This window comes from Hyphomicrobium sp., assembly GCF_036262015.1.
In the GTDB taxonomy this organism is placed as follows: Bacteria; Pseudomonadota; Alphaproteobacteria; order Rhizobiales; family Hyphomicrobiaceae; genus Hyphomicrobium_C.
Genome location: NZ_DATAJR010000009.1, coordinates 536,019 through 548,764, shown reverse-complemented (window position 1 = coordinate 548,764; position 12,746 = coordinate 536,019). Strand labels below are relative to the sequence as shown.

Annotated in this window: 16 protein-coding genes; 9 read left to right on the top strand and 7 right to left on the bottom strand. The window is 61.8% G+C overall.

Annotated elements, in window-relative coordinates:
- The first annotated feature begins 28 nt into the window (after positions 1 to 28).
- On the top strand, positions 29 to 1,306 hold the full coding sequence (locus VHO05_RS18170) for an RNA methyltransferase (protein ID WP_329648024.1): 1,278 nt from the start codon (positions 29 to 31) through the stop codon (positions 1,304 to 1,306).
- Here VHO05_RS18170 and VHO05_RS18165 read toward each other — a convergent pair.
- On the bottom strand, positions 1,282 to 1,449 hold the full coding sequence (locus tag VHO05_RS18165) for a hypothetical protein (RefSeq protein ID WP_329648023.1): 168 nt from the start codon (positions 1,447 to 1,449) through the stop codon (positions 1,282 to 1,284). The two genes, VHO05_RS18170 and VHO05_RS18165, sit on opposite strands and share 25 nt — an antisense overlap.
- Here VHO05_RS18165 and VHO05_RS18160 point away from each other — a divergent pair.
- Positions 1,448 to 2,062: a hypothetical protein gene (locus tag VHO05_RS18160; protein ID WP_329648022.1), complete on the top strand. Its 615-nt coding sequence runs from the start codon at positions 1,448 to 1,450 to the stop codon at positions 2,060 to 2,062. The two genes, VHO05_RS18165 and VHO05_RS18160, sit on opposite strands and share 2 nt — an antisense overlap.
- Before the next feature lie 221 nt (positions 2,063 to 2,283).
- The gene (rpsD, locus tag VHO05_RS18155) at positions 2,284 to 2,901 is read left to right on the top strand and encodes a 30S ribosomal protein S4 (RefSeq protein WP_329648021.1); all 618 of its coding nucleotides are present in this window, start codon (positions 2,284 to 2,286) and stop codon (positions 2,899 to 2,901) included.
- Positions 2,902 to 2,998: 97 nt separating this feature from the next.
- Here rpsD and VHO05_RS18150 read toward each other — a convergent pair whose 3' ends face one another.
- On the bottom strand, positions 2,999 to 3,910 hold the full coding sequence (locus VHO05_RS18150; RefSeq protein WP_329648020.1) for a DUF1259 domain-containing protein: 912 nt from the start codon (positions 3,908 to 3,910) through the stop codon (positions 2,999 to 3,001).
- A gap of 216 nt (positions 3,911 to 4,126) precedes the next feature.
- On the opposite strand from VHO05_RS18150, the gene VHO05_RS18145 reads away from it, so the two are divergent.
- Together VHO05_RS18145 and VHO05_RS18140 are read left to right on the top strand one after the other, a co-directional pair.
- Entirely contained in the window at positions 4,127 to 5,245 is a 1,119-nt protein-coding gene (locus VHO05_RS18145) for an HPP family protein (protein ID WP_329648019.1), read from the top strand.
- Positions 5,246 to 5,361: 116 nt separating this feature from the next.
- Complete coding sequence (locus VHO05_RS18140) at positions 5,362 to 5,658, top strand: hypothetical protein (RefSeq protein WP_329648018.1); 297 nt, start codon at positions 5,362 to 5,364, stop codon at positions 5,656 to 5,658.
- Positions 5,659 to 5,664: 6 nt separating this feature from the next.
- On the opposite strand, the gene VHO05_RS18135 is transcribed toward VHO05_RS18140, so the two are convergent.
- From VHO05_RS18135 to VHO05_RS18120, 4 genes are all read right to left on the bottom strand, one after another.
- Positions 5,665 to 6,786, bottom strand: coding sequence for a paraquat-inducible protein A (locus tag VHO05_RS18135; RefSeq protein ID WP_329648017.1), 1,122 nt, complete (start codon positions 6,784 to 6,786; stop codon positions 5,665 to 5,667).
- Positions 6,787 to 6,896: 110 nt separating this feature from the next.
- Positions 6,897 to 7,238, bottom strand: coding sequence for a Grx4 family monothiol glutaredoxin (grxD, locus tag VHO05_RS18130; RefSeq protein WP_329648016.1), 342 nt, complete (start codon positions 7,236 to 7,238; stop codon positions 6,897 to 6,899).
- Positions 7,239 to 7,362: 124 nt separating this feature from the next.
- Entirely contained in the window at positions 7,363 to 7,599 is a 237-nt protein-coding gene (locus VHO05_RS18125; RefSeq protein WP_329648015.1) for a BolA family transcriptional regulator, read from the bottom strand.
- A 114-nt stretch (positions 7,600 to 7,713) separates the two neighbouring features.
- Positions 7,714 to 8,412, bottom strand: a complete 699-nt coding sequence (locus tag VHO05_RS18120) for a hypothetical protein (RefSeq protein WP_329648014.1) — start codon at positions 8,410 to 8,412, stop codon at positions 7,714 to 7,716.
- Between the two features lie 237 nt (positions 8,413 to 8,649).
- Here VHO05_RS18120 and VHO05_RS18115 point away from each other — a divergent pair, with 237 nt between their 5' ends.
- From VHO05_RS18115 to VHO05_RS18105, 3 genes are all read left to right on the top strand, one after another.
- Complete coding sequence (locus tag VHO05_RS18115) at positions 8,650 to 10,077, top strand: aldehyde dehydrogenase family protein (RefSeq protein WP_329648013.1); 1,428 nt, start codon at positions 8,650 to 8,652, stop codon at positions 10,075 to 10,077.
- A gap of 214 nt (positions 10,078 to 10,291) precedes the next feature.
- The gene (locus tag VHO05_RS18110) at positions 10,292 to 10,732 is read left to right on the top strand and encodes a GAF domain-containing protein (protein WP_329648012.1); all 441 of its coding nucleotides are present in this window, start codon (positions 10,292 to 10,294) and stop codon (positions 10,730 to 10,732) included.
- Between the two features lie 261 nt (positions 10,733 to 10,993).
- Positions 10,994 to 11,467, top strand: coding sequence for a VOC family protein (locus tag VHO05_RS18105; protein ID WP_329648011.1), 474 nt, complete (start codon positions 10,994 to 10,996; stop codon positions 11,465 to 11,467).
- 3 nt (positions 11,468 to 11,470) lie between these two features.
- On the opposite strand, the gene VHO05_RS18100 is transcribed toward VHO05_RS18105, so the two are convergent.
- Positions 11,471 to 11,749, bottom strand: coding sequence for a hypothetical protein (locus VHO05_RS18100; RefSeq protein WP_329648010.1), 279 nt, complete (start codon positions 11,747 to 11,749; stop codon positions 11,471 to 11,473).
- Positions 11,750 to 11,975: 226 nt separating this feature from the next.
- Between VHO05_RS18100 and VHO05_RS18095 the strand changes: the two genes are divergently transcribed.
- Positions 11,976 to 12,713 (top strand): hypothetical protein, encoded by a 738-nt coding sequence (locus VHO05_RS18095; RefSeq protein ID WP_329648009.1) that lies wholly within the window; start codon positions 11,976 to 11,978, stop codon positions 12,711 to 12,713.
- Positions 12,714 to 12,746 lie beyond the last annotated feature (33 nt).

The window sequence follows — 12,746 nt, the reverse complement described above, 5'->3', positions numbered from 1 at the left end:
TCCCGCCGGACGGTGCTAATCCGGGGCCATGAACGTCATTTCGCCCGTTACCCGTGAAGTCGAAATCGCTGCCGAGAACGGCGAGCGCGTACCCGTCGTGTCCGGCTATGCCATGCCGATCGCGACCTTGGTCCATGCCTGCCACGAGAAGACTATCGACGAAGGTCTCAAAGCCCTCGGCGCAAACGACCTCGATCGCGGGGCCCTCGACCACATTCTGACCTATTGCGCCGAGCTGCGTTGCGAGGGCGACGCCGCGACCTGCCCCGGCTGCAAGCGCCGCACGGAAGTCCATGGCATCGATACGCTCGACGAGTTCATCGCCCGGCATAAGGAAATCGTCGTCGGTGACGGTGCCGTGCGCCTCGTCGGCCAAGGAACGGAGACGTTGACGACGCCTGCACTCGCGGCACTGGAAAAGACGTGGTCGGGCGAGAACTATTGGTTCTGGGCGCGTCGCGTGCTGCGCAAGTTGCGTCACGGCATCCGCCGCGCGCACATCCAGGGCGAGCCCGTCGCGGGCCCTGGCGAAACGCCCGCAGTCCTTCTCGTCGAGCCGCAACTTGCCGACAATATCGGCATGGTGGCGCGCGCGATGGCGAATTTCGGTCTCGACGATCTGCGCCTGGTCGCGCCGCGTGACGGTTGGCCCAACGAAAAGGCCCGCATTGCCGCGTCCGGCGCCAACTATGTCATCGACGATGCAACCGCCTATCCGACACTGGAAGCTTCGCTTGGCGATCTCACCTACGTCGTTGCGACAACAGCCCGTCAGCGCCCGCTGAAAAAGCCGGTCTTGACGCCGGAGGAGGCGATATCTGAGTTGCGCGAGCGGATTTCCAGAGGCGAACGCTGTGGAATTCTCTTCGGCCGCGAGCGCAACGGTCTCGAAACCGGAGAGCTCGCCAACGCCGACGCTCTCGTGATGATTCCCGTTAATTCACGCTTCGCGTCCCTCAATCTCGCTCAGGCGGTTTTGCTCCTCGGCTATGCGTGGATGCGTGAAAGCGGAAAGGGAACGCTAGGCCGCGTAACGACTTACGAGCAGCCGATCTCCACAGGCCTTAATCTTGGGGCGGATCGTCTGGCTACTAAAGAAGAGCTGTTTGGCTTCATGGGCCATCTGGAAAATGAGCTCGATCGACTCGGATTCTTTAATCCGATCGAGAAACGCCCTTCTGTTGTCCAAAACTTGAGGACTATGTTTACACGGATGGCGCTGACCGAGCAGGAAGTACGATCCCTTCGTGGTATTGTTGCCACGCTGTCTAAGGGCAAAGGTCACAGCCGGAAGCCGTCCACATAGACCGCCATGATCTTGCCAGGTTTTGGGTCGAGCGATGCCCGCAATCCTGGCATGACGAACTGCCCGGCGGCGACCGGGTGTGGGCTTGTGGCGGAAAAATTAATAAGGAGCGCAGCAGGGGCAATGATGCGGACGATGATCATGGCGAAAAGTGCGTTAGTCGGTGCGGTTGCTCTTGCGAGCGCGGCGGTGCTCGGCTCGGCGGCCTCTGCGGCCGAGGGCGAGCTCAGCGACAAATCCGTGCAAGTCATTATGGAGTACGCGTGGTCTCTCACGCCGGCGCAGTTCTCGAAGAAGGACGGCACGGTCATCATCGTTGATAAGAACAAGCGCGAAGAGGCCATGATTCCCCTCGAAGTCGCGCGCGAGATTGTCCGCGTGGGTCGCATCTCTGCCCATGCCCAGGTCTGCAATCTCCCCGAGGATCAGGTTCTCAATCATCGCTCGCTGATGAAGCGCGAGACGGACAAGAAGAAGTGGACTGACCAGCAGACGCTCTACATCAACCAGCTTCACCTCACGACGGTCATGCTGCTCACCGGCAAGATCAAGCTCGTTGAGAAGGACGGCGACAAGGAAGTCGTTGTCGATGAGAAGCAGGCCCCGACTCAGACCTGCACCGACGAGCAGAAGCAGAAGGTGAAGGACCTGATCGCGGCCTATGTGAAGGCGGGTCCGGCCCTGGCCTCCGCGGATCAGGGCGCCACCCCGGCTGCAACCGGCTCGACCGCTCCGGCGGCGGAAAAGAAGAAATAAGCGTTGCGGGGCGCTTGGTTAACTGCGCCCATTGACGAGAAACGCGCTCTCGACTATTGAAGCCCTCACGACGCGGGCCTGCCCAGTGCTAGGCCCGCGTTCCATTTGCGCACCCGCGGCAGCCTGGAGTACTGGGCTGCCTGTCGGCCGAAACCCGCAAGGATCGGCACAGGAGGGGGCGCTCCAGATCCAAAACCTATGCAACTTGGAGTGCTGTTACCATGACGAAGCGCATTCGCGCCAAGCACAAGATCGACCGTCGCCTCACAGAGAACATCTGGGGCCGTCCGAAGAGCCCCCTCAACAAGCGCCAGAGCCGCCCCGGCCAGCACGGTGAGCGCCGCGTCTCGAAGCTGTCGGACTTCGGCCAGCAGCTCCGCGCTAAGCAGAAGCTGAAGGGCTATTACGCCAACCTGTCCGAGCGTCAGTTCCACCGCCTCTACGTTGAAGCAAGCCGCGCCAAGGGCTCGACGTCGGAGCATCTGATCGGCCTGCTCGAGCGTCGTCTCGACGCCATCATCTACCGCGCCAAGTTCGTGCCGACCGTTTTCGCAGCCCGCCAGTTCGTCTCGCACGGCCACGTGACGGTGAACGGCCGCCGCGTGACGATCCCGAGCTACCGCGTTCGCATCAACGACGTGGTCGAGGTCAAGGAGAAGTCCCGCCAGCTCCCGCTCGTTCTCGAAGCGGTGAAGAGCGCCGAGCGCGACGTGCCGGACTACGTCGACGTCGACCAGAACAAGTTCACCGCGAAGCTGACGCGCGTACCGACCCTGTCGGACGTGCCGTACCCGGTGACGATGGAACCGAACCTCGTGGTCGAGTTCTACTCGCGCTAATTCGCTTTCTAGCGCTGCAAATCAAAAAGGCCGGCTCTCACGAGCCGGCCTTTTTTTGCGACCGGTCTAGGGGAAGCCGACGGCAACGGCTTTAGTCCTAATTGGCAAAGTGGGTTTGCGCGTCGACAACGGTTTTCAGGGATTGCGCCAGCTTCGCGGCCTCACCCGTTCCCCAATAATGCAGGAACAGGATACGCGGCTGCTCGTGGATCATGTGCTGGTGGATGGCCACGATATTGAGCCCCCCACTACGCATGGTCTTGAGCGTGGGCTGAAGCTCACTCTCGATCATGGCAAAATCGCCGTCGACAACAGCCTCCCGGTCCGTGCCGGCGAAAGCGGCCCAGGTGTTGACGCCCATCTCCTTGCCGACCGGAGTGCCGTGCATGGTAGCCGTGCGGCCGAGTACGACCTTGAACATGCCGTCCTTGGCTTGCCCCTTCGTGCCGAGGATGGCTTCCAGCGGTTCTGCGGTAATCGCATTCGTCGCACCGACCTTAGTGCCGGAGAATGCCGTCTGCGGTTCGGGTTGTGCTGCGCGAATCTCACTGATCTTGTCGTAGACACGCTTCACCCCGGCCGCGAGCGTGGCCGCATCGCCCACGCCGCCGATGTGCATGAAGAGCACCCTCGGCTGGTCGAAAACGAAATGATTGTGTAGCGCAGTCACCTCGAGCCCGGCCTCCAGCGCTGCGCTCATGGCCGGATTGATCTCGTCCTCGAACACGACGGTGTCGCCCATCATCATGGTCTGGCCCCCATGAGCCGGGGTGAAGGCGGCCCATGACGTAAGCCCCATGAACGGCGGCATCTGCCAGCCATCGACCGCGATCTTCACGTCTGCACGGGGTTTGGAAATCTTGAAAACGTTTTCCTCTTTGCTGAAGGTCCCTTTGAGTCCCGAGGCCTGCTCGATGGCGGCGGTGTCTAGGGGAGGTGATTGGGCCGAACCAGAGGATGTCAGCAGCACCAGGCATCCAAGTGCCGCCAGTGAGGGAGTAGTACGCATGTCGTGGTCCTCCTTCTCCTTTGCGCTCGGCCCCCCTGGCCGCTTTGGTGCGGCGCCGAGCCGCTCACCTGCATATAGGCGCAAATCCCCCGTGGCGAACGCCTGCGCCGGGCCGCAGCCACGACGAAATACCGTGTCGCATTCTCATTGCGCGCATCCCGTGTAGACCTCGCCGACAAAACGAGCGCCTGAAGGGGCCTGGACGGGAGAATTTGCTTGCTGAAGGCTATGTTTGACACCCGGCGCTGGTCGCGGTCGGCGGGTCCGGTCGATTGGCTGCGATCCTCCATCGGGGCCCTGATCGGGATTTTGTCGACAGGTATGATCTGCCACGCTTGGCTGGGGTCGCACGATGGCCTGCCCCTCTTGGTAGCGCCGATCGGCGCGTCGGCCGTTCTAGTGTTTGCGGTCCCTGCGAGTCCACTCGCGCAGCCGTGGTCGCTGGTCGGTGGCAACACGCTCTCCGCATTGGCGGGAATCGCATGCGGCCTTCTCATCAATGACCCGATCTACGCAAGTGCAGCGGCCGTTTCTTCAGCCATCCTCGTCATGCGCGCGGCGCGCTGCCTGCACCCTCCGGGTGGAGCGACAGCGCTGACGGCTGTCATCGGGGGGCCGGCGATTGTTGCGGCGGGCTGGTCTTTCGCGTTGGTCCCCGTTGCGCTCAACTCGGTGATCCTGCTTGCCATCGCATGGCTATTCAACAATGCGACGCGGCACAGCTATCCCCATCGCGCGCCGCAGATCTCCCACAATCCCCATGACACCGAAGATCCTCCGCCACAGGATCGCGTTGGGTATACGGCTGCGGACATCGATACCGTGTTGGCCCGCTACGATGAGCTGATCGACGTCAGCCGGGACGACCTCGCTGCCATTTTTCAGCAGGTTGAAGCCCAGGCGCATCGCCGGCTGCACAGTGAGATTCGGTGCGAGAGGATCATGTCGCGCGATGTGATCTTTGCCTATGCCGACGAGGGAATCCAACAAGTGCAGGAGCGGCTCACCACGCGGCATCTGAATGCGCTTCCGGTCGTCGATGCCGCGCGCCGTGTTCTGGGCGTTGTCGGTCACACCGAATTGCTGACCGGTCAGGGTCGCACGGCGGGCGAGGTGATGAGAAGATCGGCGTATCTTGCGGCACCGGAAACACCGATCGACGAACTGCTCCCGATGCTCTCGGGTGGAATAGTCCACGAGGCCATTGTGACCGATGGCCAGGGCCGGATTTCAGGTATCATCACGCAGACGGATCTTCTTGCGGCGCTCTGGCGGGGGCATGTCGCGGAGCAGGTAGCAGCCGGGACGAAGCCGGACTACGCCGAAGCCGGCTGAACGGCGAAGGCGCGGATCGCGCCGTGCAATCCGTTTGCTTGCGTAGCAAGAGCTTGGAAGTTCCGTCAACGGCGCTATCATCTGAAGGGTGAAGCTCCCCTGAGCAGGTTGGTGCCATGGTCAAAGAGGGAATTTGCAGCGCATTCGTCGCTATCGCCGCCGTGACGATCACTGTTGTGATGACATCGATTGCCAACGCCGCGCCGCCAGAAATCATGGAGGCAAACTGCCGGGGTGAAGCCTCCGAGAAGATGGGCCTCCGCATGCCCGACATCGAAACCAAATACAAAAAGCAAGAGGCTGACGGCACCCACACCGTGAGCGGCACGGCTTACGTCGACGACGGCGAAAAGACCTTCCAATGCACGCTTGATGCAGCGGGCGACGACATCGTCGGATTCAAAGTGAACTAAACGCCCTCACGCCGGCTTATGCCGCCGCCCAGGGTTCGTCGGCAGCGTCACGACGTGTGAGGTGTCTCCGCCAGACAGCGGCCGTACATCGGCTGGGGGCGGCGAAGGCGGGGAAGCCACTTCGATCGCGGCCGCACGACGCGCCACGGGCACCGAGTTCGCCCACCCATAGGCGAGCATGGTGATAAGCGCGGACGCGGCGAAGAAATAGACGCCCGGCAGCACGGTGGCTTCCGTATAGCCCGACGAGTTCACGTAGAAGATCATGAGCGCCAGCACCATGACGTCGGTCATCGAGTAGCGGCCGAGCCATTCCATCGTCGAAATGGACTTCTTGCGAAACTCGGGCGGGATATCCGGCGAGGTGACGAGCGTGAGCAGGTAGAAGAGTTTGAGGAACGGGAAAAAGATCGAGAACAGGAACAGCACGACCGTCAGGAAGTACTCGTCGTTCTCGAACAGCGCCCAGATGATGGTCGCGATCGAATGCTCGTTCGTCCACACGTAGATGGTTGTGAATTTGATCACCGGCAGAATGATGCCGAGGGCGAAGAACACCGTCGCCAGGATGATGAGGAACGAGAGCACGAAGTTCCGGAACGGCGAGATCTGCTTCGCGATCGCCGTCTGCGTGACGGGCTCGATCTCTGCCCGCGCGGTCAACCCCTCCGTCCGCAGCCACGCGTAGGAGAGGATCATCAACACCACGGCCGCCGTGAAGAAATAGACGCCGCTGAGGCTCGCGGCGTCGTAGAAACCCTGTGCCTTGATGAAGAAGATCGTAAGGGCCAGCACGAGCACGTCGTGCATGGACCATTTGCCGAGCCATTCGAGCGCTTTGAGGCGCCGGTTCTGACGCGTCAGCTCCACCGCGGGAAGCGTGGAGACAAGCAGCAGGTATAGAAGCTTCAGGATCGGCAGGACGATCGAGAAGACGAGGATCGTGCCGCCAAGGAAGGTCTGGCCGTCGGCAATCAGCACTTCGACAGTCGAGAGCAGCGAATGCTCGGTCGTCCAGAAGACGTACTTGGTGAGGCGGATGATCGGCAGCGAGATGCCGAGCGCAAGGCAGACGGCGGCGCCGATGATCGCGAGGCTCAACAGGAAACGCCGGCCGCCCAAACGCATCGATCCGCTATCCCGCCTTCCGAACCGCAATCACGGCCCAGAGTAGAAGGGCCGGGCACGGCGAAACTGTGTCAGGCAGTGCGCACAAAAGGGCGGACGAACGATGGCCCTTAGCCGTGGTTCGTGTGCGGAATGCCCTTTTCGTGGATGAGCTGGTGCAACTCGCCCGCCTGGAACATCTCGCGGACGATATCGCAGCCGCCGATGAACTCGCCCTTCACGTAGAGCTGCGGGATCGTCGGCCAGTTGGTGTAGCTCTTGATGCCTTCGCGTAGCCCCTGGTCATCGAGAACGTTCACGTCCTTGTAGGGCACGCCGATGTGATTGAGGATCTGCGCGACCTGGGCCGAGAACCCGCACTGCGGAAATTTGGCCGTGCCCTTCATGAAAAGAACCACGTCATTGCTTTCGATGGTCTTTTTGATCGCGTCGTGAACCGCCGCATCGCTCATGGTCGAAACCTTCCTGTGTCCGTGTGCTCGGCCGGCCCCGGGGCCAGCCTGAATTCGTGCCGGTAGATGTGGCGTGGGGAGGACCGTTGTCAATCCACCCACAGCCAATGCAGGCGGCGGCGCCTCAATCTGGCGGCGTGGCCGTCGTCAGCGCCAAGGCATGCAGAACGCCGCCCATGCGCCCGCCAAGGGCCTCATAGACCATCTGGTGCTGCTGCACGCGCGTTTTACCCTTGAACGCGCGGCTTTCGACGCGCGCGGCATAATGATCGCCGTCTCCGGCCAGATCCTGGATCTGGATGGTTGCGTCCGGAAACTTGTCTTTGATCAGCCGCTCGATCTCGGTCGGGTCCATAGGCATGGATAGGGAACACTCCAAAAAATCTTGAGGCCGCCCGAAAGGGACGGCCTCGAGAAGTCTATACGGATGGTGCCAGCCGGAAAAGGCTGCGTCAGAGCGCCGCCCCGGAAGCCACTAGTCGCGAAGGCTACCCGTTTCGATGTCCGTACCGGTGATCAGCGGAGCAATACGGCCAAGCGCAGCGAGCGTTGATTCACCTTTCACACGGGCCATCGAAATTTCGATTTCGGCATTGCGGGCTGCAGCGAATTCCTGAGCCCGCTGATAGGCAACACGAGCCGAGCTTGTTTCGATTTCGCGATTGCGCTGGGCTGAGAATGCAATGAGCCGATTATTTGCGGCGACATTCGCGAGAGAAATTTCGATTTCCTGATTGCGCTCAGTGACGAAGCTCTCATCAGCCGCGCGCTTCGAGACGGCGACCGAGCGGTTGATCTCGGCATTGCGGGCCGCGGCGAAGGCCAGTGTGCGCAGGCTGTCGATGCTGGCAATCATCTTTGCGCGTTCTTCTGCGCGCGCTGCGGCGGCAAGTACGGGCCGAATGCGCGCGCTCACGGCAGACGAGATCTGGATCTCGCGATTGCGCGCCATCACGAACGAACGCTCGCGGGCGATGTGCGACGCTTCCATCGAACGTTCGATTTCAGCGTTGCGCTGTGCGGTAAAGAGAACCGACTGGATCGCTCCGTGAACCTCCGTGCTCAACGTCGTTGGCGCGGCGGAAGCAATCGTCTTGGTCGGTTCCGGATGATGGTCGAGAGACAGGGGAATAAGGGCCGCTACAAGCAGCCCGAAGATCGGTGCGGTACGCATGACAAGCACTCCAAAAAACTGAGTACGAGTATGGCCGCCCAAAGCTAAAATTTTATCTATTGGGGATTCGTCCCAATCGAAATTAAAATTTTTCTCCATCCCGAAATTCAAAATTAAAGTTATTTTTTTCCTACCGGTATGAGGAGGCCGAATATCTGGCGCGCGCTCAGGGGGTTGGCCATCGTGCGCCCTTCGTGCGAAGAGAGGGCCGCATACGGTTTTTTGGAACGGCGAGTTATGGCGGAACGGAACAAATTCTACATCGGTGGCAATTGGGTTGCGCCGAGTGAGGACCGCAACCTTCCCGTGGTCAATCCGGCGACCGAGGAGGTGCTCTACAACGTGGCGCTCGGCAACGCTGCTGACGTCGATCGTGCCGTTGCGGCCGCGCGCGAAGCCTGGCCCAAGTTCGCCGCCACGACGCGCGAAGACCGTCTCGCGCTGCTCGCCCGCATCCTGGAGCTCTACAGCAAGCGCATGAAGGACGTCGGCGGCGCCATCTCGGATGAAATGGGTGCGCCGCTGACATTTGCCGAGCGCGTCCACGCGGGCGCCGGCCTCAGCCATTTCATGACCACCCAGGAAGCCCTCAAGACCTATGTGTTCGAGGAACGCATCGGCGCCGCGATGGTGGTGCGCGAGCCCATTGGCGTTGCCGGGCAGATCACGCCCTGGAACTGGCCGATGAACCAGATGGCGTGCAAGATCGCTCCCGCCCTCGCGGCGGGTTGTACGATGGTGCTCAAACCCTCGGAGTACACACCCACGGCCGCACTGATCCTCGCCGAGGTTCTACACGATGCGGGCGTGCCCCCGGGCGTCTTCAACCTCGTCAACGGGTTGGGCCCGGAAGTCGGCGCGGCCATGAGCGGCCATCCCGGCCTCGATATGATTTCGTTTACGGGTTCGACCCGCGCCGGCATCGACGTCGCGACGAGGGCGGCGCCGACCGTGAAGCGCGTCACGCAGGAGCTGGGCGGCAAGTCGGCCAACATCATTCTGGCGGATGCCGACTTCGAGAAGGCGGTGACTGGCGGCGCGCGCCATTGCTTCGCCAACTCGGGACAGTCCTGCAACGCGCCGACCCGCATGCTCGTGCCGGAAACCCGTATGAGGGAGGCGGCCGGGATCGCTGCTGCCATGGCCAACAGCATCCGCTTGGGCGATCCGCGCGCCGCGGACACCGACATGGGGCCCGTCGCCAACCGCACGCAGTGGGAGAAGATCCAGCGCCTCATCGCAAGCGGCGTCGAGGAGGGCGCGACAGTGGCCGCAGGCGGCCCCGGACGTCCCCAGGGCCTCAACAAGGGGTTCTTCGTGCGACCCACCGTCTTCGCCGACGTGAAGCCGGAGATGACCATCGCGCGCGAGGAGATCTTCGGTCCGGTGCTGTCGATCCTGGCGTACAAGGACGAGGACGATGCCGTGCGCATTGCCAACGACACGCCTTATGGCCTCGCGGGCTATGTCTCCTCGGGTGATATCGCGCACGCCCGCGCCGTCGCACGGCGCATTCGGGCGGGCAACGTGAACTTGAACGGCGCTATGAACGACCGCCGCGCGCCGTTTGGCGGCTACAAGCAGTCGGGCAACGGCCGCGAGTGGGGCCGCTTCGGCATCGAGGAATACCTTGAGGTCAAAGCCATCGGCGGCTGGGGGGAGTGAGCGACCTCACTCTTCGCCCGGCACGCGATGGCGCAATGACCGAGGTTCCGGTTGGATTAGTTTCCGCTACGGTCGCTGCGGCACCTGTAGCTGTTCGATGCTGGATGGGGATGATCGCAGCACTGAGCGATGAGACAACGGGCCTCCCATTCCCAAGGCATTAAAGAAACGCTATAAAGTATCATTATCAACTCCAAGTCTGGAGGCGGTCTTGATGGTACTGAACAACGAGCCGACCGGTCATTCGGAAGCGTTGGCCCGCATCGTCCGCATGGTGGGGGCTGACAGCGGAACACTGCATTATATCGGCCCCGACGGGCTGCTTCATCTTGCAGCGGCGAGCGCGGGCATGCCGCCGCATGTTCTAGCGATCATACGCGAGATTCCTGTCGGCAAGGGCATGGCCGGCCTTGCCTTCGAGCGGCGGGCTCCCGTGGACGCCTGCAACATTCAAACCGATACCAGCGGCGACGTGCGACCTGGTGCCCGTGCGACAGGGCTTGCCGGATCGATCGTCGTGCCGATTTTCGACGGCGAAGACGTGGTCGGAACGCTCGGCGTAGCCAACAGGTCGGAACGCAGCTTCACCGAGCAAGAGGTCGAGACACTGCTCGCCGAGGGGCGCAACCTTGCTGCGCAGCGACCCGTCGGATGATGCGCCAAAGACTGTGATCAGCCGAACGATGCGGCGGTGAAAATCGCCACAATTGAGCGCCGAAAGCACGCTTGAATGCAGAGAGCGGTGTAGTGCCGTCGCATGGCATATCCGGCCGGGCAGTCAAAGCCGTCGGTGGCTGGGGGGAGTGATCAGCTTCACGTCGAGGTCTCCACCCAAAAAAGATCCATCGAAGTGTCGGATCGGCGCGTTCCCCACCGTCCTTGAGCGGAATTGAATCGCCCTACGAAAGGACACGGAATGGCTAAGAACACGATTTGCCTGTGGTACGACAAGGACGCCGAAGCCGCTGCCCGCTTCTACGCGGAGACATTTCCGAACAGCGCGGTGACCGCCGTCCACCGGGCCCCGACCGACTATCCTTCCGGCAAGGCAGGCGATGTGCTCACCGTCGAGTTCACGGTCGCCGGCGTGCCCTGCCTTGGCCTCAACGGCGGAACCGCCTTCAAGCATAGCGAAGCCTTTTCGTTCCAGATCGCGACTGACGACCAGGAAGAAACCGATCGCTACTGGAACGCCATCGTCGGCAACGGCGGCCAGGAGAGCGCGTGCGGCTGGTGCAAGGACAAGTGGGGCCTCTCCTGGCAAATCACGCCGCGGGTCCTGATGGAGGCGCTGGCAGTCGGCGGCGACGAGGCCAAACGCGCGTTCACTGCCATGATGGACATGAGGAAAATCGACGTCGCCGCCATCGAGGCCGCGCGGCGCGGCTGAATCTCACGGAAGCGCGGCGATAGTCCCGCACATCTCGGTGACGCCCGACAGATCGTTGGTCTCAAACAGAGGCTTGCCGGCGTGCTTATCGAGGCACGCCGCGACGTCCGCCTTTTTGACATCCGCTTGCTTGAACTTGAAGGCCGCAATCCAAGCGTCCTTTTCCGCCTGCGTGGCGCGACCCCAGTCGGGCGCTTTGCTTTTCTGATCGAGGGGTGCCGACTGGACCGGTCCCGCCGATGCGATCAGGACGAAGCAGAATAGGAAACTCGCGCGCTTCATGACGGCTGGCTCCAGCGTTGCTGCGACGCTCCGCAATGTGCCTATTCCGTCGTCTGCCGGCAAGCGGTGCTGCGCGCTGGCGGAGACCAAAGAAGTCGCCAGCTTCGCAGAGCAGAATTTTTCGGATATTTTCTGAAGGGCATCGCCAAACGATCGAAGGCTCTTTCTCGCATCCAGCGCAACGCTTGAAGCGAAACCATGCAGGGAAGGCGCAACCATGACTGAGTTGCTCGTCGCTGCGGCGCTAATCGCCGGCCTCATGGCCGCGCATGAGCTCGGGTTCAGGCTGGGATCGTCGACGCGCTCCGCCGATCAAATTCTAGACCGGCAAGTGACGCTCGTCAGAGCGTCAACGGCGGCGCTGGTGGCGTTTCTGATTGGCTTTACCTTCTCTGGAGCCGCTTCCCGTTTCATCGATCGGCTGGATATTATCGTCAAGGAATCGAACGCGGTCGGGACGGCCTACTTGAGGGCCGATGTCATAGCCGAACCCTATCGAAGCGAACTCAAGGACGCGATCAGGGAGTACACCCGCGACCGGATCAAGCTGCTAGGTGGCGCGGACCACCCGCAAATCGACAGTTTGCTTGCCAAGGTGAGCGGCCTGCACGATCGTATGTGGCAATCAGCAATCGAGGCGACACGGGATAATGCGCCGCTCATGGCCGTTGTCCTGCCGCCGATCAATGACGTCATCGACTTGCATGCAACGCACCTCGCAATGGCAAGACGTCACTTGCCGCTGCCGATCCTGGCGGCCTTGCTGGGAACGATAGCCATCGGCGTTGGCTTGCTAGGATTCGGCAACGGCCGCGTGAATCGCCGCTTTTCGCTCCTCGATTCAGTTTACGGGGTCGTCCTTGCCATCGCCCTATGGATGACCATCGACCTCGACCACCCCGGCATGGGAATGCTCAGGGTGAACGGCAGTAGCTTCGAGGCAGCTTTAGCCGCCATGCGATGACAAACGCGCCCTTCGTCGGGGAATCTAAACGTC

Coding starts and splice junctions, on each gene's coding strand:
- VHO05_RS18170 (WP_329648024.1), top strand. CDS start 29: ATGAACGTCATTTCGCCCGTTACCCGTGAAGTCGAAATCGCTGCCGAG.
- VHO05_RS18160 (WP_329648022.1), top strand. CDS start 1,448: ATGGCGAAAAGTGCGTTAGTCGGTGCGGTTGCTCTTGCGAGCGCGGCG.
- VHO05_RS18165 (WP_329648023.1), bottom strand. CDS start 1,449: ATGATCATCGTCCGCATCATTGCCCCTGCTGCGCTCCTTATTAATTTT.
- rpsD (WP_329648021.1), top strand. CDS start 2,284: ATGACGAAGCGCATTCGCGCCAAGCACAAGATCGACCGTCGCCTCACA.
- VHO05_RS18150 (WP_329648020.1), bottom strand. CDS start 3,910: ATGCGTACTACTCCCTCACTGGCGGCACTTGGATGCCTGGTGCTGCTG.
- VHO05_RS18140 (WP_329648018.1), top strand. CDS start 5,362: ATGGTCAAAGAGGGAATTTGCAGCGCATTCGTCGCTATCGCCGCCGTG.
- VHO05_RS18135 (WP_329648017.1), bottom strand. CDS start 6,786: ATGCGTTTGGGCGGCCGGCGTTTCCTGTTGAGCCTCGCGATCATCGGC.
- grxD (WP_329648016.1), bottom strand. CDS start 7,238: ATGAGCGATGCGGCGGTTCACGACGCGATCAAAAAGACCATCGAAAGC.
- VHO05_RS18125 (WP_329648015.1), bottom strand. CDS start 7,599: ATGCCTATGGACCCGACCGAGATCGAGCGGCTGATCAAAGACAAGTTT.
- VHO05_RS18120 (WP_329648014.1), bottom strand. CDS start 8,412: ATGCGTACCGCACCGATCTTCGGGCTGCTTGTAGCGGCCCTTATTCCC.
- VHO05_RS18115 (WP_329648013.1), top strand. CDS start 8,650: ATGGCGGAACGGAACAAATTCTACATCGGTGGCAATTGGGTTGCGCCG.
- VHO05_RS18110 (WP_329648012.1), top strand. CDS start 10,292: ATGGTACTGAACAACGAGCCGACCGGTCATTCGGAAGCGTTGGCCCGC.
- VHO05_RS18105 (WP_329648011.1), top strand. CDS start 10,994: ATGGCTAAGAACACGATTTGCCTGTGGTACGACAAGGACGCCGAAGCC.
- VHO05_RS18100 (WP_329648010.1), bottom strand. CDS start 11,749: ATGAAGCGCGCGAGTTTCCTATTCTGCTTCGTCCTGATCGCATCGGCG.